25 protein-coding genes and 1 pseudogene are annotated in these 19,735 nt (G+C 61.0%); 18 read left to right on the top strand and 8 right to left on the bottom strand.

The window, feature by feature from the left end:
• Positions 1 to 146: 146 nt before the first annotated feature.
• From B5X82_RS25110 to B5X82_RS25085, 6 genes and pseudogenes are all read right to left on the bottom strand, one after another.
• Positions 147 to 1,517 (bottom strand): annotated as a pseudogene (locus tag B5X82_RS25110) (VirB4 family type IV secretion/conjugal transfer ATPase); the annotation flags it as partial.
• A complete protein-coding gene (locus B5X82_RS25105) occupies positions 1,504 to 1,848 on the bottom strand; it encodes a type IV secretion system protein VirB3 (protein WP_006949650.1) in 345 nt (114 codons plus the stop codon). The gene B5X82_RS25105 and the pseudogene B5X82_RS25110, both read right to left, overlap by 14 nt.
• 6 nt (positions 1,849 to 1,854) lie before the next feature.
• Positions 1,855 to 2,196, bottom strand: coding sequence for a TrbC/VirB2 family protein (locus B5X82_RS25100; protein ID WP_004213202.1), 342 nt, complete (start codon positions 2,194 to 2,196; stop codon positions 1,855 to 1,857).
• Between the two features lie 21 nt (positions 2,197 to 2,217).
• Positions 2,218 to 2,892, bottom strand: a complete 675-nt coding sequence (locus B5X82_RS25095) for a lytic transglycosylase domain-containing protein (RefSeq protein ID WP_021223008.1) — start codon at positions 2,890 to 2,892, stop codon at positions 2,218 to 2,220.
• A gap of 14 nt (positions 2,893 to 2,906) precedes the next feature.
• Positions 2,907 to 3,230, bottom strand: coding sequence for a hypothetical protein (locus B5X82_RS25090; protein ID WP_004213198.1), 324 nt, complete (start codon positions 3,228 to 3,230; stop codon positions 2,907 to 2,909).
• Between the two features lie 59 nt (positions 3,231 to 3,289).
• Positions 3,290 to 3,598: a hypothetical protein gene (locus B5X82_RS25085; RefSeq protein WP_004213195.1), complete on the bottom strand. Its 309-nt coding sequence runs from the start codon at positions 3,596 to 3,598 to the stop codon at positions 3,290 to 3,292.
• Between the two features lie 192 nt (positions 3,599 to 3,790).
• Here B5X82_RS25085 and B5X82_RS25080 point away from each other — a divergent pair, with 192 nt between their 5' ends.
• The 6 genes from B5X82_RS25080 to B5X82_RS25050 all read left to right on the top strand — a co-directional run bounded on the left by B5X82_RS25080 (position 3,791) and on the right by B5X82_RS25050 (position 9,157).
• Complete coding sequence (locus B5X82_RS25080) at positions 3,791 to 4,006, top strand: hypothetical protein (RefSeq protein ID WP_235862799.1); 216 nt, start codon at positions 3,791 to 3,793, stop codon at positions 4,004 to 4,006.
• A 298-nt stretch (positions 4,007 to 4,304) separates the two neighbouring features.
• Positions 4,305 to 5,087, top strand: coding sequence for a hypothetical protein (locus B5X82_RS25075; RefSeq protein ID WP_021223010.1), 783 nt, complete (start codon positions 4,305 to 4,307; stop codon positions 5,085 to 5,087).
• A 111-nt stretch (positions 5,088 to 5,198) separates the two neighbouring features.
• The gene (locus B5X82_RS25070; protein WP_021223011.1) at positions 5,199 to 6,080 is read left to right on the top strand and encodes a DUF7146 domain-containing protein; all 882 of its coding nucleotides are present in this window, start codon (positions 5,199 to 5,201) and stop codon (positions 6,078 to 6,080) included.
• On the top strand, positions 6,074 to 6,664 hold the full coding sequence (locus B5X82_RS25065; protein WP_021223012.1) for a thermonuclease family protein: 591 nt from the start codon (positions 6,074 to 6,076) through the stop codon (positions 6,662 to 6,664). Before B5X82_RS25070 ends, B5X82_RS25065 begins: the two co-directional genes overlap by 7 nt.
• Positions 6,665 to 6,780: 116 nt before the next feature.
• On the top strand, positions 6,781 to 7,101 hold the full coding sequence (locus B5X82_RS25060; RefSeq protein ID WP_021223013.1) for a hypothetical protein: 321 nt from the start codon (positions 6,781 to 6,783) through the stop codon (positions 7,099 to 7,101).
• Between the two features lie 280 nt (positions 7,102 to 7,381).
• Positions 7,382 to 9,157 carry a ParB/RepB/Spo0J family partition protein gene (locus B5X82_RS25050; RefSeq protein WP_021223014.1) on the top strand — a complete coding sequence of 592 codons (1,776 nt, stop codon included), beginning with the start codon at positions 7,382 to 7,384 and terminating at the stop codon, positions 9,155 to 9,157.
• Between the two features lie 80 nt (positions 9,158 to 9,237).
• Here B5X82_RS25050 and B5X82_RS26885 read toward each other — a convergent pair whose 3' ends face one another.
• A complete protein-coding gene (locus tag B5X82_RS26885; RefSeq protein WP_021223015.1) occupies positions 9,238 to 9,384 on the bottom strand; it encodes a hypothetical protein in 147 nt (48 codons plus the stop codon).
• Between the two features lie 471 nt (positions 9,385 to 9,855).
• Between B5X82_RS26885 and B5X82_RS25040 the strand changes: the two genes are divergently transcribed.
• The 8 genes from B5X82_RS25040 (at position 9,856) to B5X82_RS25005 (ending at position 14,453) form a co-directional block, all read left to right on the top strand.
• A complete protein-coding gene (locus tag B5X82_RS25040) occupies positions 9,856 to 10,728 on the top strand; it encodes an ArdC family protein (protein WP_021223016.1) in 873 nt (290 codons plus the stop codon).
• Between the two features lie 148 nt (positions 10,729 to 10,876).
• Positions 10,877 to 11,137, top strand: a complete 261-nt coding sequence (locus B5X82_RS25035) for a hypothetical protein (RefSeq protein WP_031293049.1) — start codon at positions 10,877 to 10,879, stop codon at positions 11,135 to 11,137.
• Between the two features lie 3 nt (positions 11,138 to 11,140).
• Entirely contained in the window at positions 11,141 to 12,421 is a 1,281-nt protein-coding gene (locus tag B5X82_RS25030) for a Fic/DOC family protein (RefSeq protein ID WP_021223018.1), read from the top strand.
• 328 nt (positions 12,422 to 12,749) lie between these two features.
• Positions 12,750 to 13,139, top strand: a complete 390-nt coding sequence (locus B5X82_RS25025) for a DUF3768 domain-containing protein (RefSeq protein ID WP_021223019.1) — start codon at positions 12,750 to 12,752, stop codon at positions 13,137 to 13,139.
• Between the two features lie 11 nt (positions 13,140 to 13,150).
• Entirely contained in the window at positions 13,151 to 13,438 is a 288-nt protein-coding gene (locus B5X82_RS25020; protein WP_031293052.1) for a hypothetical protein, read from the top strand.
• Positions 13,435 to 13,701, top strand: coding sequence for a hypothetical protein (locus tag B5X82_RS25015; RefSeq protein ID WP_021223021.1), 267 nt, complete (start codon positions 13,435 to 13,437; stop codon positions 13,699 to 13,701). Before B5X82_RS25020 ends, B5X82_RS25015 begins: the two co-directional genes overlap by 4 nt.
• Before the next feature lie 12 nt (positions 13,702 to 13,713).
• Positions 13,714 to 13,923 carry a hypothetical protein gene (locus B5X82_RS25010; protein WP_031293055.1) on the top strand — a complete coding sequence of 70 codons (210 nt, stop codon included), beginning with the start codon at positions 13,714 to 13,716 and terminating at the stop codon, positions 13,921 to 13,923.
• A complete protein-coding gene (locus B5X82_RS25005) occupies positions 13,920 to 14,453 on the top strand; it encodes a hypothetical protein (protein ID WP_031293056.1) in 534 nt (177 codons plus the stop codon). Before B5X82_RS25010 ends, B5X82_RS25005 begins: the two co-directional genes overlap by 4 nt.
• A 41-nt stretch (positions 14,454 to 14,494) precedes the next feature.
• On the opposite strand, the gene B5X82_RS25000 is transcribed toward B5X82_RS25005, so the two are convergent.
• Positions 14,495 to 14,785, bottom strand: a complete 291-nt coding sequence (locus B5X82_RS25000; protein ID WP_021223024.1) for a hypothetical protein — start codon at positions 14,783 to 14,785, stop codon at positions 14,495 to 14,497.
• Between the two features lie 465 nt (positions 14,786 to 15,250).
• Here B5X82_RS25000 and B5X82_RS24995 point away from each other — a divergent pair, with 465 nt between their 5' ends.
• From B5X82_RS24995 to B5X82_RS24980, 4 genes are all read left to right on the top strand, one after another.
• Positions 15,251 to 15,487 carry a hypothetical protein gene (locus tag B5X82_RS24995; RefSeq protein ID WP_008831822.1) on the top strand — a complete coding sequence of 79 codons (237 nt, stop codon included), beginning with the start codon at positions 15,251 to 15,253 and terminating at the stop codon, positions 15,485 to 15,487.
• 399 nt (positions 15,488 to 15,886) lie between these two features.
• Positions 15,887 to 16,147 carry a hypothetical protein gene (locus B5X82_RS24990; RefSeq protein ID WP_021223026.1) on the top strand — a complete coding sequence of 87 codons (261 nt, stop codon included), beginning with the start codon at positions 15,887 to 15,889 and terminating at the stop codon, positions 16,145 to 16,147.
• A gap of 17 nt (positions 16,148 to 16,164) precedes the next feature.
• A complete protein-coding gene (locus B5X82_RS24985; RefSeq protein WP_031293058.1) occupies positions 16,165 to 17,601 on the top strand; it encodes a DUF4942 domain-containing protein in 1,437 nt (478 codons plus the stop codon).
• Between the two features lie 417 nt (positions 17,602 to 18,018).
• Positions 18,019 to 19,374 carry an IS1380-like element ISKpn23 family transposase gene (locus B5X82_RS24980; protein WP_003168745.1) on the top strand — a complete coding sequence of 452 codons (1,356 nt, stop codon included), beginning with the start codon at positions 18,019 to 18,021 and terminating at the stop codon, positions 19,372 to 19,374.
• Positions 19,375 to 19,735: the final 361 nt, after the last annotated feature.

The raw sequence follows: 19,735 nt of genomic DNA, 5'->3' as shown, positions 1-19,735 counted from the left end.
TGAGATTGATGCTGTCCCGATTGTCGCCGCTGGGATGGGACCGCATCAATCTCACCGGCGATTATATCTGGTCCGAGAGCCTCGACCTCGATGCCGATGGCCTCATGCCGCTGCTCATCAAGCCGCTACCGTGAATCTGTGTCCGAATAATGTACAGAGGCCGTCTTGCCGCCGCCCGATGGACCAATGACCATCGAATGGCCTAGGTCCGCCGAATGGAAATTGAAGTAATAGGGGCTGCGAGCGCTTGTCTTGAGCAAGGCGACCGCAGGCCCCCAATGATTGCCGTCCTCGTGCCCTGCCGGGAACGTATGGAAGGGCGAGAACGCCGAGAAATTATATGATGTGATCGGCGCGGGGCGCGCCCTCCACGCGAAATTGCCGACCAGCTGCGACCAATAGGCAGCTTCCAGCGCCGCGCTTTCGCGGGCGGCGACCATGCCCGTATCGGCCAGCGCAGCGCGCGCGATCGACATGTTATCGCGCAGCTTTTTCAAATCTTCCGCGAACACCGTCAGCGTGAAATGATGGTCCCCCAGCACAAAGCGGTTCGATTGCAAATCATCGGCCGCGTCGATCAGCTCATCCATCTGACTGATCGCCTTGTCACCGGCGTTCGCCATTTGGGTCTGGCGAAGCCGGAACCGTTCTGTTGCCGCCGTGCGCGACAGGAACGTGAACGACTGCGTTATGGCGAGGCTGAAATCGACCGACAGCAACGATTCAAACTGGCGCGGCGTTGTCGATGACGGATACTCGCGAATGCCGAAAATGCCGCCGAACATCGAATGATCGGCGTCGCGGACCTCAAATGTCTCAGCGCCGATGATCGCGCGGCTCGCATAGAGCGCCGAACCGAGACGGCCACGGACCAGAGGGCAGCGCCGATAGCGCCCTGTCATCACCTGGTTTAAGATTTCCAGCGGTTCGGAGAACAGGAGGCCGCGGTGCTCATAGATGCCGACACGGCGCGGACGAACGCGCAGCAGCAGCTTTTCCAGATCGCGCACCTTGTCTTCCAGCAGCTCTAGGGCTTCCGCGATATTGGCGTTCTTGTCCTCCTGCTTCTTGCGCAGGAAATCCATCAGCTTGTCGGTCGCGTTTGCTGTTGGGCGGATCACGACCGTCATGAAGAAGCGGTTGCGGAACATGCGTTCGGCCGTCATCCGCTCATAATATTTTTGATCGAGCTTCGCGGCGAAATGGGAGCGGAACGTGCCGCCTGGATAGTCGCGCACGCGCATCCGCAGCATGTGCGTCCAGATCGAAAGCCGCTCGTCATGGATATTGCGCCAGACCCCGTTGAGGCGCGTGTGCCAATCGTTCAGATCGCGCACGTCCGAAGTCTCGAAGGGCCGCCCATCCAGTTCGAGCATGAGCATCAGATCGCCATTATCGAGGGCGACCACATGCTCATTGACATGCCGCGAATACGGCAAGAATTTCTCGGGCATTTCCTCCCGCCTGGCCTTGTCAAAAGGCACCTTCTCCGCGAGCGCGCTCTTACCGAACACCACGACCAAATCCCTTTCGCTTGATTCCGTAGAGCGGCAGCGGCGTGTAGCTTGACCCACCCCAAAAGACGCGGTTCCGGTTCGCCGCTTTGGTCCGGCCCCACAGGAAGATCAGCCGGAACGCGTTCACGTCATGCCGAACGATAAGCCGCGCCATCGCATAAAGCGCGACGGCGGCCGCGCCGCCGTAGAGAGGATTGCCCGAACCAACCAACGTGATTGCGCCCGCCATGATGATGAGCGCGCCCGCTTCAATGGGAACACCCGCCCACAAAGCGGGGCGGGTGACGGCCAAGAACAGCGGGTCTTTTGTCATTTCTTCCTGACCGTCCATCCCCGATCACCCCGTAATCGTGTCGACGATCCACGGCGCGGAGAACACGATCACCACGCCAACTACGACCGTGACGAGCATCTGCACCGAAGCGCGGCCGAGGAACCACAGAAGGCCGACGACGATGATCGCGATGATCGCCAGCGTGCGGAGCAAACCGTTGCTCAGCAGGCCGAGAATGTTGTCGGCCAGGCCTTCAAAGTTTGCCTGCGCAAAAGCCGGCTCCGCTACGAGCAGGCTTGCCAGCAGCGACAGGGGCAGCGCGCGCGCCATGAGCGGCGAGGGCTTGAGACGCGCGAGCAGCGCATCGAGCCGGGATTCAGCCTTGATCTTCCAGATACGAAACATTCGACAACTCCTATCTTCGCCTTACGAACCAATCCGCGCGTGTTGGGCGCGGCCGAAAACATCCCACGCAGGCGGTGCAGGCGGTGCAGGCGGTGGAGCCGCCTCCATGTTCTCCGCTGCGATTTCCGCCAGCTCCACCGGCACACGACCGGCGCCAGTGTCGCTCATGGCGGCGCTGGCGGGCTGATCGCCCACGATGACAGTCGGGATTGCGGTCGCAGGCCGACCGCTAACGCGGCGGCCTGCATTCTCCACGCGGGCGACATAGCCGTTGCGGAAACCTCTCGATTGAGAGCCTGTGTTATACATGCTGAGTGCGACCCGAAGGGCCTCTTGCGGGGTGCGACCCGTCTTGGCCGAACGGAAATTGGACAGGAGCACACGGCCTGCCGCTTCGATATTGGCGCACTGCTTGAAAACAGTGTCCCACGTCAGGCCGAGCCAGCCCATGTTGCGTGAATTGATTTGGCCGAGGCCGAGATCCACGCTGTAGCCGCGCGCGACATAGGAGCGCGCGGTTGCGATGGCCTCAGCCTCATTACGCGGACGGCGCGGCTGACTGGCCACGCCGTTGACGTTGATCGCAAAAACATAGTTCGAAGATTCCGCATCCACGATCGCGGCGATCGTATGCGGTGCTACTGCTGGGGCGCATTGCGCCGCCAGCGACAGAACGGCTCCGGTTTCGAGGAACACGCTCCCGTTCCCGGTCAGTTGCGCGGCTGATAGTAGGTCTGTTGCCGCCCGTCAGTCCAAGTGACCGTCAAGCGCCCAGGCCTCCCATCATCCGGCTTCTTGTATTTGGTCTTGGCGATGCCTCCGCCCGTGCATGTCGGGAAGCTGCCGCCGAGAGCCAGCACGCGCCACAGTTTCGTTATCGGTGGAACACAGGCTGGATATTGCGTCGGACCACCCGGATTGGAGATGCACAGCACAACCTCACATGCCCAGGTATTATCCGATGCTACAGCAGGGGTCGATTGCACCGCAGCCCCCACCAGGGCCGTCGCGAGCGCGAAATTAAAAGCTTTCATCGCTTTCTCCCTCGTCATCGAGATTTATGCACATATCACGATGGAGGGGAAAGGGAAGCCTAAAACGCCAATTTGTTGCTGCATTGTTTGTCTGGGACTAATCGGATATGGTCATCCTCATATCCGTAATCGAGCACGACATGCCGCACAGCGCTTGACAGTCGTTTGTAGGTTTTAAGCGTCGGTTGCTCGAATAGGCAGACATTCAGCCACTTATCGCCACGCCACGATACTTTGACGTTGATGATCCATTCACTCGACGGCAGCTGCGCAATCTCGACTGCTTGGATCATTCCGCCAGCGGGGCGGCGGGTGGTTAGTTCGCGCTCAAGGATCGGATCATACTGCCAATCGTCGCTGTGCGGCATCGTGATTTATTCCCTTTTACCGATTATGATATGTCTATCCTCGCTTTGAAGGCGAGGGCAACCCGGCTTGTCATCTCTTGCCGCGCAACGACATTACAGCCATTAAGCGTGTCAACACGCTTATTCCGGCACCACACCAACCTCTTGTGTTTTAGACCTATGGCGCGCCCGAAAAGACAGGAAGACCCGTTGTTGCCGGTCCCGCTGCCGAAGCGGCGGCCAAGCCGTGCGAACACGCGCAACCTTGCGGCTTGGGTAAAACCTGAGCTAGCAGCTGAGATCAAGGGATTGGCAGAGCGCGAGCAAACCTCTGTTGCGGCTCTGGTTGAAGAGGCGACGATCAATCTCTTGAAGACGCGCGGGATCGAGTATCCCGACTATCTCCGTCATTACCGCAAAGCGGTCTAAAGATCGCACCATAAGCGTGTGCACACGCTTATTCTTGCCAATCCTTGAAACTTGAGCCAGTTATGACCCGCTGATTCCGCCTTGGAGTCGGCGATTCATCTGTTGCATTCGGGGTGGCTCCCCGCCTGCAACAGGCAACAAAAAACCCTCGCTTGGCTGAGCGAGGGCTGTTTGTGCCACCGAAGTGGGCGATTGCTTAACCCCTTTATCGGTGGCGCTGCGGCGAAAGTCAATCCTGAAAGCGTGCTTTCGGGAGCGATGGCGCTTGGCCTCGCGGGACCGACGAAGGGAGGTCCGCATGACCACTTCCATAGGCGCCGTGCTGCGTAGCACCGGCCTGGCCACGATCGACCGCGCCTTGCTTGCGCGTGCCGAAAAACCGCGCGTTAAAGTCTGGGCTGGCAGCATCGCCGTAGGCCATGAGAAGCGTGCCAAGGCTTACACGCCGATCCGTAATGCGCGCCAGATGCGCGAGATGATCGAAGCCGCAAAGCTCTACGAGCGGCAAACGCTCGCGCAGCGGCGAACGACCACACCGCGCATTCGCAACGGCGCGATCGGACAGGCCGGCATCCAGATCATTGAGTTCCTGGCCCGCGTCATCGACTATAGCACCGGCGCGCTGTTCCCCAGCCTTCACACCATCATGGATGGAACGGGCCTGAGCAAGAATTGCGTCGTTCAGGCGCTTTCGCGCCTCAAAGACGCGCGCATTATTGACTGGTTCAGGCGCTACGAGCCGGTTCCAGACCACGAAGCGCAAGGCGCTGGCCCGCGCATCAAGCAGGCCACGAACGCCTATCGCTTCCTCTTCCCTGCCTTCCTCTCGAAAATCTTCGCTGCTCGCCGCCGTCGCGGCATCGCGGCCGATCCAGCCCCCGCTTGCGAACAGTATCGCCAGATCGAGGCGGCGCGCGACATGGAGCGCATGAGGGATCAGCTGCCCCTATGGGAGCTTACCCGCGAAGAGCGGGACAAGCGCGAGCTGAGGGACATTCTCGCCAGCTTGGGCGAAGCGATTGAGGCGAAAGAACGCGAGTCATCCGCAAGTGAAGATAACCGGCGGAGATATTTATATTGAATGGCCCTAGTCGGGCCATGCGCGATATTGGCATATATCCCGACCGTTTGCCCGCCTCCGTGAAATGTGTATAAATCCCAATGTCGGGATACCGTTGACGAAAGAAGTTCGATGCAGATGGACGTCGAAGCACGCGCACGTCAGATCGTAGCGGATATGGGCGGCCACTGGCGCGGCTCATATGGGATGGTTTGCTGCCCAGCCCACAACGACCGCAACCCGTCGCTCCAAGTCACCCCCGGCAAGAAGGCGGTCCTGTTCAAATGTTGGGCCGGTTGCAGTCAGGAAGCCGTCTGGTCCGCGCTCAACAGCCGCAAAATCAATCGCCACACCAGCGGCGAAGCGGTCGAGCGCGCGCCCGAACCTTCGCGCCGGAAGCTCGCGCTGCAACTATGGGATTCCGCCGTGCCGATCGCAGGCACCGCGGCTGAACGCTATCTGCGTTCGCGCGCGATCGACCCGACCGGCCTCAAGGTCCGCTTCGCTCCGCGCTGCATCGTTGGTCCGCCCGACGCCCGCGAAGAGCATCCTGCCCTTCTCGTGCCGTTCGAGGCCGACGAAGGCATAATCGCCGTGCAGCGGATCTTGCTCGATCCGGCAACCGGCGAGAAACGCTACCATGCGGCGCTGCGCGAGGCGAAATTGACGCTCGGCCTGGTCCGACACGCCGCCATGCGGATCGGCGGCCAGCCAACCGGCGATGTGCTGCGCCTCGCGGAAGGCTTCGAGGAAGCCGTTTCCGTCACCCAGCTTAGTGACGGGAAATTCAAGGTGTGGGGCGCTGGCGGCATTCGCCGCTATGGCCTGATCGCGATCCCCGAACGCATCCGCAAAATCGTCATCTACTCGCAACACGGACAGGAAGCCGCACAGGCCATAGAAGACGCGCGCGACCACCTGACTGCAAACGACCGCGAACTGAAAATCATCCTCCCGCCAGCCCCGGCGCCGATGGACTGGAACGACATTCTTCAGGAGAGAGCCAGGTGCTGATCCGAGGTTTCAAAAAATGGCCGCGAAATCAGCAAATCGCGTTGCCCATTCTCTCTGTTTTCGCTTTCGGCGCGCTGTTCAATCAGATGCAGGCGAGGAATAGCGAGCCGGTTTCGATCCACGTCGAGAACCCGCGCATTATCGACGGCGATACGCTCGAAACGCTCGATAAAAAGCGGGTGCGATTGTCGGGAATTGATGCGCCGGATGAGGACGGTAAGGGAAATGTGCCCAAGATCGCAGCGGGCCTCTATCTGGAAGAGCTGGTGAAGCAAAATGGCGGCATGGATTGCACGAGCGATTTTCAGGACGAAAAGCTGACGATCGAACCGATATGCAACACGCGGCGGACAAGCTGGGGCCGGTCTAACCTTTCGTGCCGGTTTCGGTCGAATGGGGCATCTGTTTCGGCAACGATGGTGCGCCATGGATATGCCGTTGATTACAGGCAACATTCAGGGCTGGCCTATGCCCGTTTCATGAAAGACGCAGCCGATGAGCGCCGGGGCCTTTGGGGTGTCGATTACGAGGCGATGAGGAATCTGGCGATCGAGAGGGGCCAGCTGCCGAACAAGTGCAAATGATCGGAGCCGGGAACCTGCCCTATTCCACCACACGGCTGCGCCGCGCGGCTCCACGGAGCCAGCAAAGCCGTCTCCGCCCATTCGGGTGACGGTCAGGGCTATAAGGGAAGATCAGCATGAATGATGCGACGCGAACGACGATGCAGGCCGCGCCCAGGCACGGTGTATCGCCGCGCGTCGAGGCTATCGCGGCATGGCTGATCGCCGCGCTCATTCTCGCAGGCGGCGGGATCGTCGCACGCCTGATCGTCGATTATCCGCAGTTCCTGCCGAACAGCGATATCGGCTTCCTGATTTACCGCGCTGGACCCACAATTGCCCTGCTATGGGCCTGTGCCGGCGCTGCGATCACGATCAATGCCACGAGGATGCGCCTGATGCTCTTGTCCGCCTTGTGCGGTTCTATCGTTGCGGTTCTCGCGCTCGCCATTCTCTAGCCGCTAAATGAGCGGCCCAGGGCCGCACCCCGTCAGTGGTGGCAGCTGCCACCGGGGGAACACCAAGGGCACCCGCCCTTTCGTTCCCGAAGCATAATCGACAGGACCGGGTTGCCCGACAAGTTCGGCCAGTTCCGGCGCGCTCGCGCGCGCCGGGGCCTCCCTAGTCGTGCCGCCCGCACCACTCCCATCGATTTTGCTTCCCCCTCCCCATCCCGCGCTTCGCCAGCGGGTCAGAGCCGCAGGCCGCAGGCAGCGGCTTCGCCTAAAGGAGTGAAAAATGACCATCCAGACCATCCAACTGAACAAGCTGGCGCTTTCCGACCTCAACGTGCGGAAGGTGAAGCCCAAGGAAATCGAAGCCCTCGCCGCCGACATTCAGGCGCGGGGCGTGCTGCAAAACCTGATCGGCTATGACGAAGACGGCAAAATCAGGATTTGCGCCGGAGGGCGGCGCTACCGGGCCTTGAAGCTGTTGCAGAAGGCAAAGGCCATCCCCGGCACTTTCGAGGTTCCCGTTGAAATCCGCAGCAAGGACGAGGCGCTGGAAATCTCGCTTGCCGAGAACGCGCAGCGCGAGGACATGCACCCCGCCGATGCCATCGCAGCCTATCGGGCGATCATCGACAGCGGCAAGGACGTTGACGATGTTGCAGCATCGTTCGGCGTGTCCCCCGCCTATGTCCGCCGCGTGTTGAAGCTGGCGGCGCTGCACCCGACCATTCTCAAAGCCTTCCAGAAAGACGAAATCGGCATGGGCGCGGCGCAGGCTTTCGCGCTGACCGACGATCAGGACCGCCAGCTTGAGGTTTTCAAGCGCGCCGGCGACAACGCCCACCAAATCCGCGCCATGCTCACCCAGGAGAAGGTTGCTGATACCGACAAGCATTTCCGCATTGTGGGCGAGGAAGCCTATTGCGCCGCAGGCGGCACCTTCACCACCGATCTTTTCGGAGAACGTCGCTATTGTGATGATGCGGGCCTTGTCATGGACCTTGTGCAAGATCGGCTCGACGCCATCGCCAAGGCGGCGCGCGAAGATGGCTGGCGCGATGCAGAAGGGCAGCTCTACCGGCCCGATTCCTACTGGATGCGCGGCCATCTGGAACCCGCAGGCGAGCGCGACCCGACCGAGGAAGAAACCGAGCAGCTGGTCGAGATCGAGGCGGCAATCGCCAAGCGGGAAAGCGAGGTGGACGAGGACGAGCACGACTATGACGACGAGTTGCGCGCCCTGACCCGCAAGCAAGACGCCATCGTATCGGCTTGCCGCGTTTTCACTGCCGAGCAGAAGGCCGAGCACTCCCTTATCGTCTTCATCGGCCATGACGGTATCGAACAGGTCGCGTTCACCCGCAACGCCAAGAGCAGCGCTGCCGATGGCCCCAAGCCTCCCCGTCCCGACTACTCGCAGAAGGTCATGGATCAGCTGGGCGGCATCCGCACGATGGCGGTTCGGGAAGCCCTTGCCAGCGACCCGGAACTGGCGCTGGACGTGCTCTTGACGGGCCTCTTGGGGCAGGTTCGCGGCAACGCTTATTCGTGGCAACAAGCCGCCGAAATAACCGCCGAGAAGAACCGTTTCCATGTTGACGATGCGGTCATGGGTCATTCCACGATTGCCGACATTGACGAGATCGCGAGGGCCGATCTTGACCGCTTGGCCGAAACACCCACGCTGGACGACATGCGCCAGATGGATAGCGAAGCGAAATTGCGGCTGCTGGCCTACTGCGTTGCCTCGCAGATCACGAGCCTTTCGTTCCACAGCGACCGCGACCGCCAGCTGGCGCAGATCGTCGGAGCCGCGCAGATCGACATGGCCGACAAGTGGGAACCTAATCAGGTATTCTACGACCAGCTTAGCAAGGCCACGCTCTTGAAGCTGCTGGCCGAAGGTTGCGGCAACGACGCTGTAGAGAATTGCCAGACCATGAAGCGCTCTGACCTTGCCGTGACGGTCAACGAGCGCCTTGCGGGGCGGCGCATCCTGCCCCCCGCCCTTCGACCCTCTGCCTTGCCCGATGCCGCTGATAGCGAAAGCCAAGCGGCATGACGGCACGGGGAGCGCGCTTCACTCCCGCGCTCCCCGCAAACTTCGGGGCGGTGGCAGCTGCCACCGCCCCGCCTTTGCGATTAGCGAATGCGCCTGTTGAGGAAGAAAATTCCGATGGGTGCGACGAACAGCGCAAAGCACCACAGCATCATGTTGATGAACAGCTTGAGCACGATCAGGATCAGCGCTGGCATGACGAATATCGTGTTGCCGCGCATCGTATCCATTGCCGTGTCCCAAACCATCTTGGCAAATGGGAATAGCGCCGTGCAGATCAGAAAATAGATCAGAAGGATAGGATTTCTGATCCACCTGTTGTTTCATCTGGCAACTGGTTTAGATTCCACACAAAATCATGCAACCCGCCGCCATAATGAGCGGCCAGGGCCGCGCGCTTAATCGTCTGTCAGCTGCCACATAGGATCGAGCGGCCCAGGGCCGCGCCCCGTCAGTGGTGGCAGCTGCCACCGGGGGAACACCAAGGGCACCCGCCCTTTCGTTCCCGAAGCATAATCGACAGGACCGGGTTGCCCGACAAGTTCGGCCAGTTCCGGCGCGCTCGCGCGCGCCGGGGCCTCCCTAGTCGTGCCGCCCGCACCACTCCCATCGATTTTGCTTCCCCCTCCCCATCCCGCGCTTCGCCAGCGGGTCAGAGCCGCAGGCCGCAGGCAGCGGCTTCGCCTAAAGGAGTGAGGAAAATGGCCAAGGAAACGAACCGGATCGACATTTATCAGGCTGTCACCGACGACATTCTTGCGATGCTGGAAGCGGGGACAAAGCCTTGGGTGAAGCCGTGGAGCGGTGGGCCAACCATTCCGCTCCGGCACAATGGGGTTGCCTATCGTGGGATCAATGTCCTCAGCCTTTGGGCCAGCGCCATGCGTCAGGGCTTCGCCTCGCCCTATTGGCTGACCTTCAAACAGGCATTGGAGCTTGGTGGCAATGTCAGGAAGGGCAGCAAGGGGACCACCGTTGTCTATGCCAACAAGCTTGTCGTGAAGGACTCCGAGACGGACGACGAGCGCGCCATTCCGTTCTTGAAGCGATACACGGTTTTCAATGCCGATCAGGTTGAGGGACTGGACGGCAAATATCCCGCGCCCGCCCCGATCATCACCAACCCCGAAACCCGCGACGTTGAGCTTGAAGGGATGTTCTCTCGCATCGACGCAACCGTTCGCATTGGCGGATCGCAAGCCTATTACCACACCCGCGACGATTATATCCAAATGCCCGCTTTTGAAGCGTTCCATTCCGCCGACGACTACTATGCCACGCTTGCGCACGAGGCCGTGCATCATGCAGGGCATGAAAGCCGCCTCAACCGGAAAACCCTGATTTCAACGAGCCGCGCCGACTACGCGAGGGACGAACTCGTGGCCGAGCTGGGCGCATCCTTCATCGGTGCGATTGTCGGTTTCAAGGTCGAGGAACGCGAAGATCATGCTGCGTATATCGAGCACTGGTTGACCGCGCTCCGCAATGACAAGCGCGCGATTTTCGAGGCCGCCCGTGAGGCACAGAACGCCGCCGACTACCTGTTAGCGATGATGACCGACCAAGCGGATTGAAATGCCCCGCCCTGCAAAATGCACGAGACGCCGCGCAAGCGCGGCGTCCCGCTTTGGGAAGGTGAAATATGGGGGCTACTCAATGTGGTTTATATACAAATCCCGACATGTTAACTATGGCTGGGAGCAGGTCGTTTTTAGGTGCAAAATGGAAAATATCATCGACACCTACAGGAATCGCATCAAGGCGATGGGGTATGAGCCTCGTCGGCAGGAAGACATTCCTGCCGTGATGGCAGCTTATTGCGAGGCAATCGCAAATTGCAAGATTGAAGGACTTGAATTGGTTTCGGATGACCACTCTTTTTGTTTGCTGTTGGTCGAAACCCAAATTCCCGTCGATATGGCGATTGGTCTGGCGCAGGACTACAACCGTGATGTTCTGTCCCGCCAGAAACTCGCTGCATGACAGGTGAGCGACCCTTACACCTGGCGTAACAGCGACGTTCTTCGGAACAAGCTGGGAATCCGCGACGATAATATCCTCAAGGAGCGAGAAGCTTTCTTCTCGGTTGTCCGACATGGCGAGCTGGTCGTGCAGCGCGCCGCGCCGGCGACGAACGCGCGCGAGTATCGCGAACTGCACAATCATCTGTTTCAGGACGTATATGATTGGGCGGGGCGCTTTCGGACTGTGGACATAAGCAAACCCGGCAGCACTTTTGCCCGAGCGCACTTCATTGCCCGCAGCATGGAGCACGAATTTAAGCAACTGCCCGACCTCCACACCCTCAAGTCGATGGATCGTGATGGCTTTGCCGATACCATGGGGCGGCATATTTCTGAATTAAATGCCGTTCATCCGTTCCGTGAGGGCAATGGCCGCACCATGCGGCTGCACTTGCAGCTACATTCCCTTGCGGCCGAAAAATTCGTCTCGATCCAGGCAATGGGGCCGAAGGACTGGATGGAGGCGAGCCGCGACAGCTTCCATACCGGAAATCACGCCTCCCTCGCCAAAGTCATCCGTGATGCAATGCCGCTCGAACAGAACCGCGTCGAGCCAGCGCGTGGGCCAGCGGGCATCGCGTTTCCGCCCTCGATGGAATCTCTCATGCCAGTTGGCGAACGACGCGCAATGAGTATTGAGCAGGCCAAGGATCAAATCAGCCGTTACCTACCTACTGCGCAAACCGTTGCATCGCGGCAGCATGAGCAGCTTAACCGGATCGCGGAAACGTCCGCTGACATGCGCCAGCTGGCCGCGCGTTCAGCGCAGGAGCTTGCCTTTTTCCGAGACCCCAAAGGGCCGATGCACCACCTTCAGCTGATTGAGCAACGCCGCTATCATCAGATCGAAGTCAATTGGTCCGAGGGCATGGACCCGCTGCAAAGAGTCCGCGCCATCAGCGCGGGCGCCGCAGATTTCCTTTCGAAAATGACCGACCGCGACATTCAGGCCGCCGATCGCGCGCTACGTCTGCAAGTCATGCCTCCCGGCGTCAGCCAGGTTGATCTACGCCTTGCTGCGCAATTCGAGAAAAACTCGCCTGAGCAGAACCGGGCCGATGCCAGGTTCGCGCAATTCCAGCTCGCCATTGATAAGCGCGTCGCCACAGCTACCGAGCGCGGCGCATCGAAGGAACAGCTGGCGCAGATCGTCGAAAGCGCAAAGGCCCATGTCGCCGCAACATTGCGGGAAGGCAAATCACCGACGCCGACCGCCGAGAAAGCAAAGGACCGCGAGCGCTGAAAATGAGCGGCCAGGGCCGCGCGCTTAGTAGTCTGTCAGCTGCCACATAGGATCGAGCGGCCCAGGGCCGCGCTCCGTCAGTGGTGGCAGCTGACACCGGGGGGAACGCCAAGGGCACCCGCCCTTTCGTTCCCGAAGCATAATCGACAGGACCGGGTTGCCCGACAAGTTCGGCCAGTTCCGGCGCGCTCGCGCGCGCCGGGGCCTCCCTAGTCGTGCCGCCCGCACCACTCCCATCGATTTTGCTTCCCCCTCCCCATCCCGCGCTTCGCCAGCGGGTCAGAGCCGCAGGCCGCAGGCAGCGGCTTCGCCTAAAGGAGTGAGGAAAATGGAAGCGACGACTGACCAGATCGCCACCGTTGCGGCGCTGAACGACATTGCGCGGCGAACGATGGGCGTGACTTGTCGCACCGTGATTACGCAAGGCATCGCGGCGCTGGACGAGAACACGCAGACCGACATTCTCAAGATGATCGAGGGCTTTGAGGATTTCACACCCGATAACGATCCTCACGGCGAGCATGACGCCGGTTTCCTTTATCGCGACGTGATCGGCCAATGGCATACTCGCTGGACCGACGACAGCACGCGCCCTGCCCTCTCGGTCATGTGGAAGTTCGACTATTACGACCGCGATCTTGAATTTGGCAGCGCCGAACCGTGGAATCCCGATGCCACAACCCGCGTGCTCACCATTCTCCTGACCAGCGAATATTGAGGGAGGCCACCATGACCAAATCGCCCCCGGTGATCGAGCTTAGCTGGCGTGATGAGAATTACGGTTCCGTCTGCGCTGTAGCCGCCTTCCGCAACTATGCGGGCACACTGGATTGGAGCGACCGCACCCACCAGCGGTTTCGCGGATGCCTGAAACGCGCAGGCTTCGCCTTCCACGATGGCCGGTGCAGTTACATCGCCACCAGCGGCACCCGCGAGGATCGGCAGCTCGCCCTTTGTGACGAGCTGGCCCGCGCAGGCTTTCAGATCGACAGCGGCGACGTGAGGGCAGAGGCATGAACCGCGAACGCCGCAAGCAGATCGCCGCCGCCCGCGAGCTGATCGACAAGGGCAAAGCCCTATTGGATGAGGCGCGCGACATGCTCGAAACCATCAAGGATGACGAGCAGGCCGCCCGCGAGAATCTGCCCCCCAGCCTTGAGGACAGCGAACGCGCGCAGGCGATGGACGCCGCAATTTCCGAACTGGAAAGCGCGATTTCAGCCCTTGAAGACTTCGACGCCGACGAGATCGGCACGCAACTCGACACCGCCAGCGAATAGGAAGGATTGACCATGCAACCCATGCGCCACCTAGATCGAGACACGCGCCGCGCCCGCCTTCTGGCGGCGCGCACGCGCCCCGTCGGCGGGATCAACCGGCGCGGCATCTTCACCGGCCATTGGGACGGTGGCGATGTTGTGCGCCAGTTTCGCGGCGATAACGGATCGTGGATTGGCCTTGCCGCCTACAAGGCGCAGGAAGAGCCGGAGCCGCAGCCATGAAGATCAGCAACACGGCGAGCGCCGTTCGCGTCACCCTTTCCCCCACAGAGATCAGCGATTTGCAATTTGTCATCGAGGCGGCCGAGCGCGCGGGGCATTACATGCCCGCGCGCGTCCCGAACATCATGGCGGCGCTGACGCGCAGCGCCGACGATGTTCGGATGAAGCAGGCCATGAAGCGGGCGGAAAAAGATCGCGTGACGCGGATCGAGAAGGATCGGCGCGCGCGCGAACGTCAATTCATGCTAGGGGACCGATACAGCGTCATGGCGAGCCGCGCCGACTACGCCGATGCGTCTTCCGATCCGGAGGCACGCCAATGGGTTGACCTAGTGTTTCATAAAATCATGCAAAGGCCGCTTCCCGATCAATACGAAATCCGGCGCGACGTGTGGCGTGTCCACGTTGTCCAACTGGACGTCGGCACGCTCGGCGCTGTTGTAGGCGGCGATTGCACTCAAACCGCCGATCCCGCCGAAATTACTTCCGTAGCGGAGCAGCTGATCGCCCGCTTCGAGGGCAGAGCTTGACGCGCGTGGAGCGGTGGCAGCTGCCACCGCTCCAAAGAGATCTAGAATCTGGCGATGAGAGGCAGCAGCGCCGCCGCTTGGCTTCCCAGGACCGGCACCCAATAATTCGCGGCGCGGTAATCAGGGCCGAAATCGACCGCCATCACCCCAAAGACATATCCGATCATCGGCAGGGTCCACAGCAGACGCCCGCCCAGGTCCACGCCCATCAGCACCAGCGCGACGCCAAGCACGGCCCAAAGCGGAATCAGTCGTTCCATGATTTCGCGATGACGGACTATTCGCCATGCGCTTTCCCGGTCATCGGCGCTAACCTGCGATACGAGGCCCATAGCTTCCCCTTTTCATCAACGGTCGCTGGCGATCATCCCACGGCTTTATAAAAATATGAAGAGCGTTTCGCGCGCGTTGCCGCCAATCCGTTGTATAGCCCTCATCGAGCGAGGGCGAGGGACTGTGACAGCGGCCCTTCGCAAATCCTCTCGCTCAAAGGAGGTGATGTGATTTGACAGCATATGAAGCAGCTCAATTGACGATCGCAGCCGTTGCGCTCGTGATCGCAATTGTGAAGCTGGGGAAGTCCGATAAGGGCTGATCCAGCGGGGCGGGTGGTCTGACAGGGCCGCCCGCCCTAAATGTTTGAACCCGCCGTGTGACAGCACGGCGGGTTCAGGTAGGTGCGTGAAATGAATCAGCACACGAAGCATTGCCTATATAGCCCTTTTCCCTTGCCAATCCAATAACCGGCGTGCGCGCGGCGCGTTCCCCTCCTGTTCCGTTTGGCGCATAAGCGCCCAATGGCTGCGAACTACAACCGCCCCAAGCCCATTGATCCTATCTGGTATCGGCAAGGCTGTTATCTGCGCATCCAGTGCGCTTGCGGTCGCCGCGTCGTCGCCCCGCTGGGCGACTTCGCCCGCTCGCGCCGCATTTCTTTCGATACCCGCATTTACGAGCTGATAGCGCGGCTTCGGTGCAGCCAGTGCCGCCGCAAGCCTTATGCGGACGTATCGCGCAACCGCTCGGGCAATTAAAATGACGGAGGATCCGATTGCTCGGATGCTTCCGGCGCTATCCGTTGGGCATGTCGCCGGCGACATGCCGCAGCGCCCGCCAGGTCGCCGCTACGCTATGACCTGGCGGGCGCTTTTCCCTAGATTGAGGCGGCAATGCCGCCGCGTCCGCTGTTCGACTTTGGGGCCTGTTCCTGCCCCCTGCCGCAAGGGCTGGACCGTCTCGGCCGCTATGCGGCCTCGCTTGGCGATCAGGCGGGTTTCCCCGCCCTTCCTTCGCTACGCTCCGTGCAGGACGGGTGATCCCCCTCCCCCCTGATCGGCCCTGATTTGCGGCATTCCCCGGCCCTGCTCGCCGCTGGGCAGAAGTCGATGACCCGTCATCGCCTTCGGCTCCATTCTAGGCAGGGAAAACAGCACATGACCGACATTCCGCTGGCAACGATTCTTCGGATCAACGCCGCCCGCACCATCCCGCTCGCTCGCTATGAGGAAGAGGGCAATTTCGACCGCTTCGGCTACATCAAAGACCTTGCCGGAAATCATGGCGCTGACCTTCCCGCCGTCATCGAGATTGCCGACCTACTCGGGCCGGATGAAGATTTTGACGGCCTTGTGACCACCATCGAGGACGCCGCCGAGGGCTTCGGCTTTGGTGCTCTTATTGTCGGGGGGGCGTGAGCATGGGCCAGGAGCTTATGACGACCGCGCAGATTGCGGATATTTGCGACGGCCGAGACAAGGCCATAGCCCTTTGGCTGGGCCTCTATGACACCTACCATGCAACCCGCGACGAGGCGGCGCGCCTGACCCTTGGCGGCGCACTGTCGCTTTCATGTGGCCGCGATTGGACCGAGGACACGTTGACCCGCGCTTTCATCCAGTCGCAGCCTATCGACCAGCGCGACAAGGAGACGGGAGCGCGCCAGACCATCGACGCACGCGCCAATTTCGAGCGCGTCTTGACGCACACGATGGACCGCCGGTGCTGGGCGGCCCTCATGGAGCAGCTGGGTTTTGACCAGCTGCTAGACCAGCAGGCCCGAAAGGAGTTTCATGACGGCTTGCGCGATGCTCCCGTGCCGTTCACGCCCGACAACTGCGCCGCAACTTTCGGGAATATCTGGACCAACCGGCGCGACCTCTATTTACGCGGCATTGCCAACGTCTTCGCCAAGCTGGATCGCCGCTTTCGCTCGCACAACGGTTTCAAGATCGGCGCGCGTCTCATCATCGACCGCGCCTTGAACGAATGGGGATCATGGGACCGATACGAGCGCCGCGACACGTTGCGGGACGTGGAGCGCGTCTTTCTGGAACTGGACGAAAAGCCCCCTGTTTCAGAGGGCCAGAGCATCGCCTCACAGGTTGCCGATGCCGCGCGAGTGCGCGGATCGCTGCCAACGGTGATCGAGGGCGACTATTTCCGCGTTCGCGTCTTCAAGAACGGCAATCTGCACATATGGTTCGAGCGTGACGACCTTTTGCAGAGCGTGAATCTGTTGCTCGCAGAATATTACGGCGAGGCTATCGGTGACGGCTATGAGACGACCGAGGCAGAAGCGGCCCCGGCCTATCATGTCACGCCCGCCAAAAACTTCGGCGCGTTCATGACTTCTCCAGAGATCGCCGCCCAGGTCATCGAACATGCGAGGATCAGCATAGGCCAGCGCGTTCTAGAGCCTAGCGCGGGCAAGGCCGCGCTTGCTTCGGCCGCGCGCACCGCTGGTGCCGATGTAACTTGCGTGGAGCTGCAACCCGGCTTCGCCCATGAACTACGCGTAATCCATGGCTTTGCCGATGCGATCGAGGGCGATTTTCTCGCACTGGACCCGGCCCATTATGCACCGTTCGACGCGGTGATAATGAACCCGCCTTTTGATCGAGGCCGCGACTGTGACCATGTGCGTCATGCCCTCGCCTTTCTCAAGCCGGGAGGCGTGCTGGTGGCGATCATGAGCGCGCGGGCAGAGTATGGCGAGGATCAGCGCCACAAGGCGCTACACCGCATGATCGCTGCTTGCGAGGCGATCTATTTTCACAGTCGTAAATGGATCGACCTTCCCCCCGGTTCTTTCGCCCACGCCGGAACCAACGTGAACACCGTTTTGCTTGCGATCCGCAAGCCTGGCTGATCGGTGCAGGCGGTGGCAGCTGCCACCGCCTGTCCTGGCGGAGATTGAGGCGGCAAGCCGCCGCGCTGATTTGTCGCGTTTTGGGGCCTGTTCCTGCCCCCTGCCGCAAGGGCTAGACCGTCTCCGCCGCTGCGCGGCTCCGCTTGGCGATCAGGCGGGTTTCCCCGCCCTTCCTTCGCTTCGCTCCGTGCAGGACGGGTGATCCCCCTCCCCCCTGATCGGCCCCGTTTGCGGCATTCCCCGGCCCAGCGTCGCCCGCTTTCGGCAGAAGTCGATGACCCGTCATCGCCTTCGGCTCAATTAGGAAGGGAAAGCCCATGAAACCCACATTCCCCAAGTAAATCGCTGATTTTGCTGTCAGGATCTCAATATTTCCGATATAAATCATGGTGTTGATGGCCGTGAGGGGCGCGTTTGATGGATCACCCAGAGGGTGCGGGTTCGAAGCGGGCAGATCGGGTCGAGTTCGACCGCCGGGTGCATGTGGAGTTCCGAGGTGCGCAGCTCAGTTCCGACGGCGGCCTGCTGGTGATGCGCGAGCTGGATGACGCGCTCGGGCTGTCCGATCTGGCGGCAAAAGCATTGCGCGACACCCGGCGCGGCAAGAACACGGTCCACCGGCTTGACGGGTTGTTCCGGCAATCGGTGTTCGGGCGACTGGCCGGATACGAGGATGTGAACGACGCCGACCGCCTGGCCCTCGATCCGGTGATGCGCCAGGTCGTGGGTGGAAGGGCTGTCGATGCGCAAGCGGCCTCGGCCTCGCAGATGGGACGGTTCGAGACCGAGACACTGGCACAGCCCGAGAACCGTGCCGCGCTGGCCGACCTGAATGGCCAATGGATCGACCGGTTCCATGACCGTAACGGGCTGAAGTACATCGTTCTGGACATGGACAGTTCGGTCAGCCCCACCCATGGCGATCAGGAGGGCGCGGCCTGGAACGGGCATTTCGACTGCACCTGCTATCACCCGAACTTTTTGTTCAACCAGTTCGGCATGCTGGAGCGCTGCGCCTTGCGCCATGGCAACGTCCACAGCGCCGATGGCTGGCGGGACGTTCTCGACCCCGTCATCGCCCGCTACGCGGAGCGCGACCTTTGCGGCCGGTTCTTCCGGGCTGACGCCGCCTACGCGATCCCCGCGATCTATGAGCGGCTGGAAGAAGCCCGATTCTTCTACGCCATCCGGCTGCCTGCGAACAACGTCCTGCGCGAGAAGATCGCGCATCGGCTGACGCGCCCTGTCGGGCGACCTTCGCTGACCAAGGTCAAGCGCTTCTACGAAGACTTCGAGTATCAGGCGGCATCCTGGGACAAGGAACGCCGGGTGATCGCCAAGATCGAATGGCATCCGGGCGAACTGTTCCCGCGTGTCGGCTTCATCGTCACCAACCTGCCGATGGAGCCCGACTGGGTGGTGCGGTTCTATAACCAGCGCGGCACCGCCGAGCAGCACATCAAGGAAGGTAAATATGCCTTCCACTGGACGCGGCTGTCATGCCGGAAGTTCCGCGACAATGAGGTGCGACTGCAACTGCATGCGCTGGCCTACAACCTGGCCATCTTCTTGCGCTGCATCGAGTTGCCCGAGACGATGGCCGACTGGTCGTTGACCAGCCTGCAACTGAAGCTGATCAAGATCGGGGCACGTGTCGTCCGCCATGCCCGCGCCATCACCTTCCAGCTGGCCGAGGTGGCCGTCACCGGTCCGATGGTCCGCGCCATCCTCGCCGCCATCCGCCGATTGCGAGCGCCTCCGCTATGCGCATGACCGCCATCCACGCCCAAACTGAACGAAAACGGCAGGATGGGTCTGTCCGCTGCGCTGAAAAACACCGCCACCAGGGCACAACACGGCGGCTTCGCGGGCCGATCTGCCCTGTCTCAGCGCCTTGCGCGCCCGACGACGCCGCTCGGGACGGAAAATGATTGTCCTGCGGTCGGATTCAGGCTAAACTCACGTCAGACGGCATGACACTTGGGGAATGTATGTCACAATCACAGAGGAGTAATCATGTCGAATCTAGAAGAGGTGATCAGCAGGTTTGCACTGGCCGATCTTGTGTCGGATTATTGCCTTGGCGTGGACAAGCATGAACTGGAGCGATTCCAGGCGATCTGGTGGGAAGATG

Origin of the sequence: Rhizorhabdus histidinilytica (genome assembly GCF_900167915.1) — a bacterium.
In the GTDB taxonomy this organism is placed as follows: Bacteria; Pseudomonadota; Alphaproteobacteria; order Sphingomonadales; family Sphingomonadaceae; genus Rhizorhabdus; species Rhizorhabdus histidinilytica.
Note: the sequence above shows the minus strand (reverse complement) of the source record. Positions and strands in the feature narration are given on the sequence as shown.

Excerpts from the sequence above, each read along its gene's own strand:
- B5X82_RS24995 (WP_008831822.1), top strand. The coding sequence starts at position 15,251 with ATGGCTGCGAACTACAACCGCCCCAAGCCCATTGATCCTATCTGGTAT.
- B5X82_RS25100 (WP_004213202.1), bottom strand. The coding sequence starts at position 2,196 with ATGTTTCGTATCTGGAAGATCAAGGCTGAATCCCGGCTCGATGCGCTG.
- B5X82_RS25105 (WP_006949650.1), bottom strand. The coding sequence starts at position 1,848 with ATGGACGGTCAGGAAGAAATGACAAAAGACCCGCTGTTCTTGGCCGTC.
- B5X82_RS25090 (WP_004213198.1), bottom strand. The coding sequence starts at position 3,230 with ATGAAAGCTTTTAATTTCGCGCTCGCGACGGCCCTGGTGGGGGCTGCG.
- B5X82_RS24985 (WP_031293058.1), top strand. The coding sequence starts at position 16,165 with ATGACGACCGCGCAGATTGCGGATATTTGCGACGGCCGAGACAAGGCC.
- B5X82_RS25015 (WP_021223021.1), top strand. The coding sequence starts at position 13,435 with ATGAACCGCGAACGCCGCAAGCAGATCGCCGCCGCCCGCGAGCTGATC.
- B5X82_RS25085 (WP_004213195.1), bottom strand. The coding sequence starts at position 3,598 with ATGCCGCACAGCGACGATTGGCAGTATGATCCGATCCTTGAGCGCGAA.
- B5X82_RS24990 (WP_021223026.1), top strand. The coding sequence starts at position 15,887 with ATGACCGACATTCCGCTGGCAACGATTCTTCGGATCAACGCCGCCCGC.
- B5X82_RS25060 (WP_021223013.1), top strand. The coding sequence starts at position 6,781 with ATGAATGATGCGACGCGAACGACGATGCAGGCCGCGCCCAGGCACGGT.
- B5X82_RS26885 (WP_021223015.1), bottom strand. The coding sequence starts at position 9,384 with ATGGATACGATGCGCGGCAACACGATATTCGTCATGCCAGCGCTGATC.
- B5X82_RS25005 (WP_031293056.1), top strand. The coding sequence starts at position 13,920 with ATGAAGATCAGCAACACGGCGAGCGCCGTTCGCGTCACCCTTTCCCCC.
- B5X82_RS25035 (WP_031293049.1), top strand. The coding sequence starts at position 10,877 with ATGGAAAATATCATCGACACCTACAGGAATCGCATCAAGGCGATGGGG.
- B5X82_RS25075 (WP_021223010.1), top strand. The coding sequence starts at position 4,305 with ATGACCACTTCCATAGGCGCCGTGCTGCGTAGCACCGGCCTGGCCACG.
- B5X82_RS25010 (WP_031293055.1), top strand. The coding sequence starts at position 13,714 with ATGCAACCCATGCGCCACCTAGATCGAGACACGCGCCGCGCCCGCCTT.
- B5X82_RS25020 (WP_031293052.1), top strand. The coding sequence starts at position 13,151 with ATGACCAAATCGCCCCCGGTGATCGAGCTTAGCTGGCGTGATGAGAAT.
- B5X82_RS25040 (WP_021223016.1), top strand. The coding sequence starts at position 9,856 with ATGGCCAAGGAAACGAACCGGATCGACATTTATCAGGCTGTCACCGAC.
- B5X82_RS25000 (WP_021223024.1), bottom strand. The coding sequence starts at position 14,785 with ATGGGCCTCGTATCGCAGGTTAGCGCCGATGACCGGGAAAGCGCATGG.
- B5X82_RS25070 (WP_021223011.1), top strand. The coding sequence starts at position 5,199 with ATGCAGATGGACGTCGAAGCACGCGCACGTCAGATCGTAGCGGATATG.
- B5X82_RS25025 (WP_021223019.1), top strand. The coding sequence starts at position 12,750 with ATGGAAGCGACGACTGACCAGATCGCCACCGTTGCGGCGCTGAACGAC.
- B5X82_RS24980 (WP_003168745.1), top strand. The coding sequence starts at position 18,019 with ATGGATCACCCAGAGGGTGCGGGTTCGAAGCGGGCAGATCGGGTCGAG.
- B5X82_RS25050 (WP_021223014.1), top strand. The coding sequence starts at position 7,382 with ATGACCATCCAGACCATCCAACTGAACAAGCTGGCGCTTTCCGACCTC.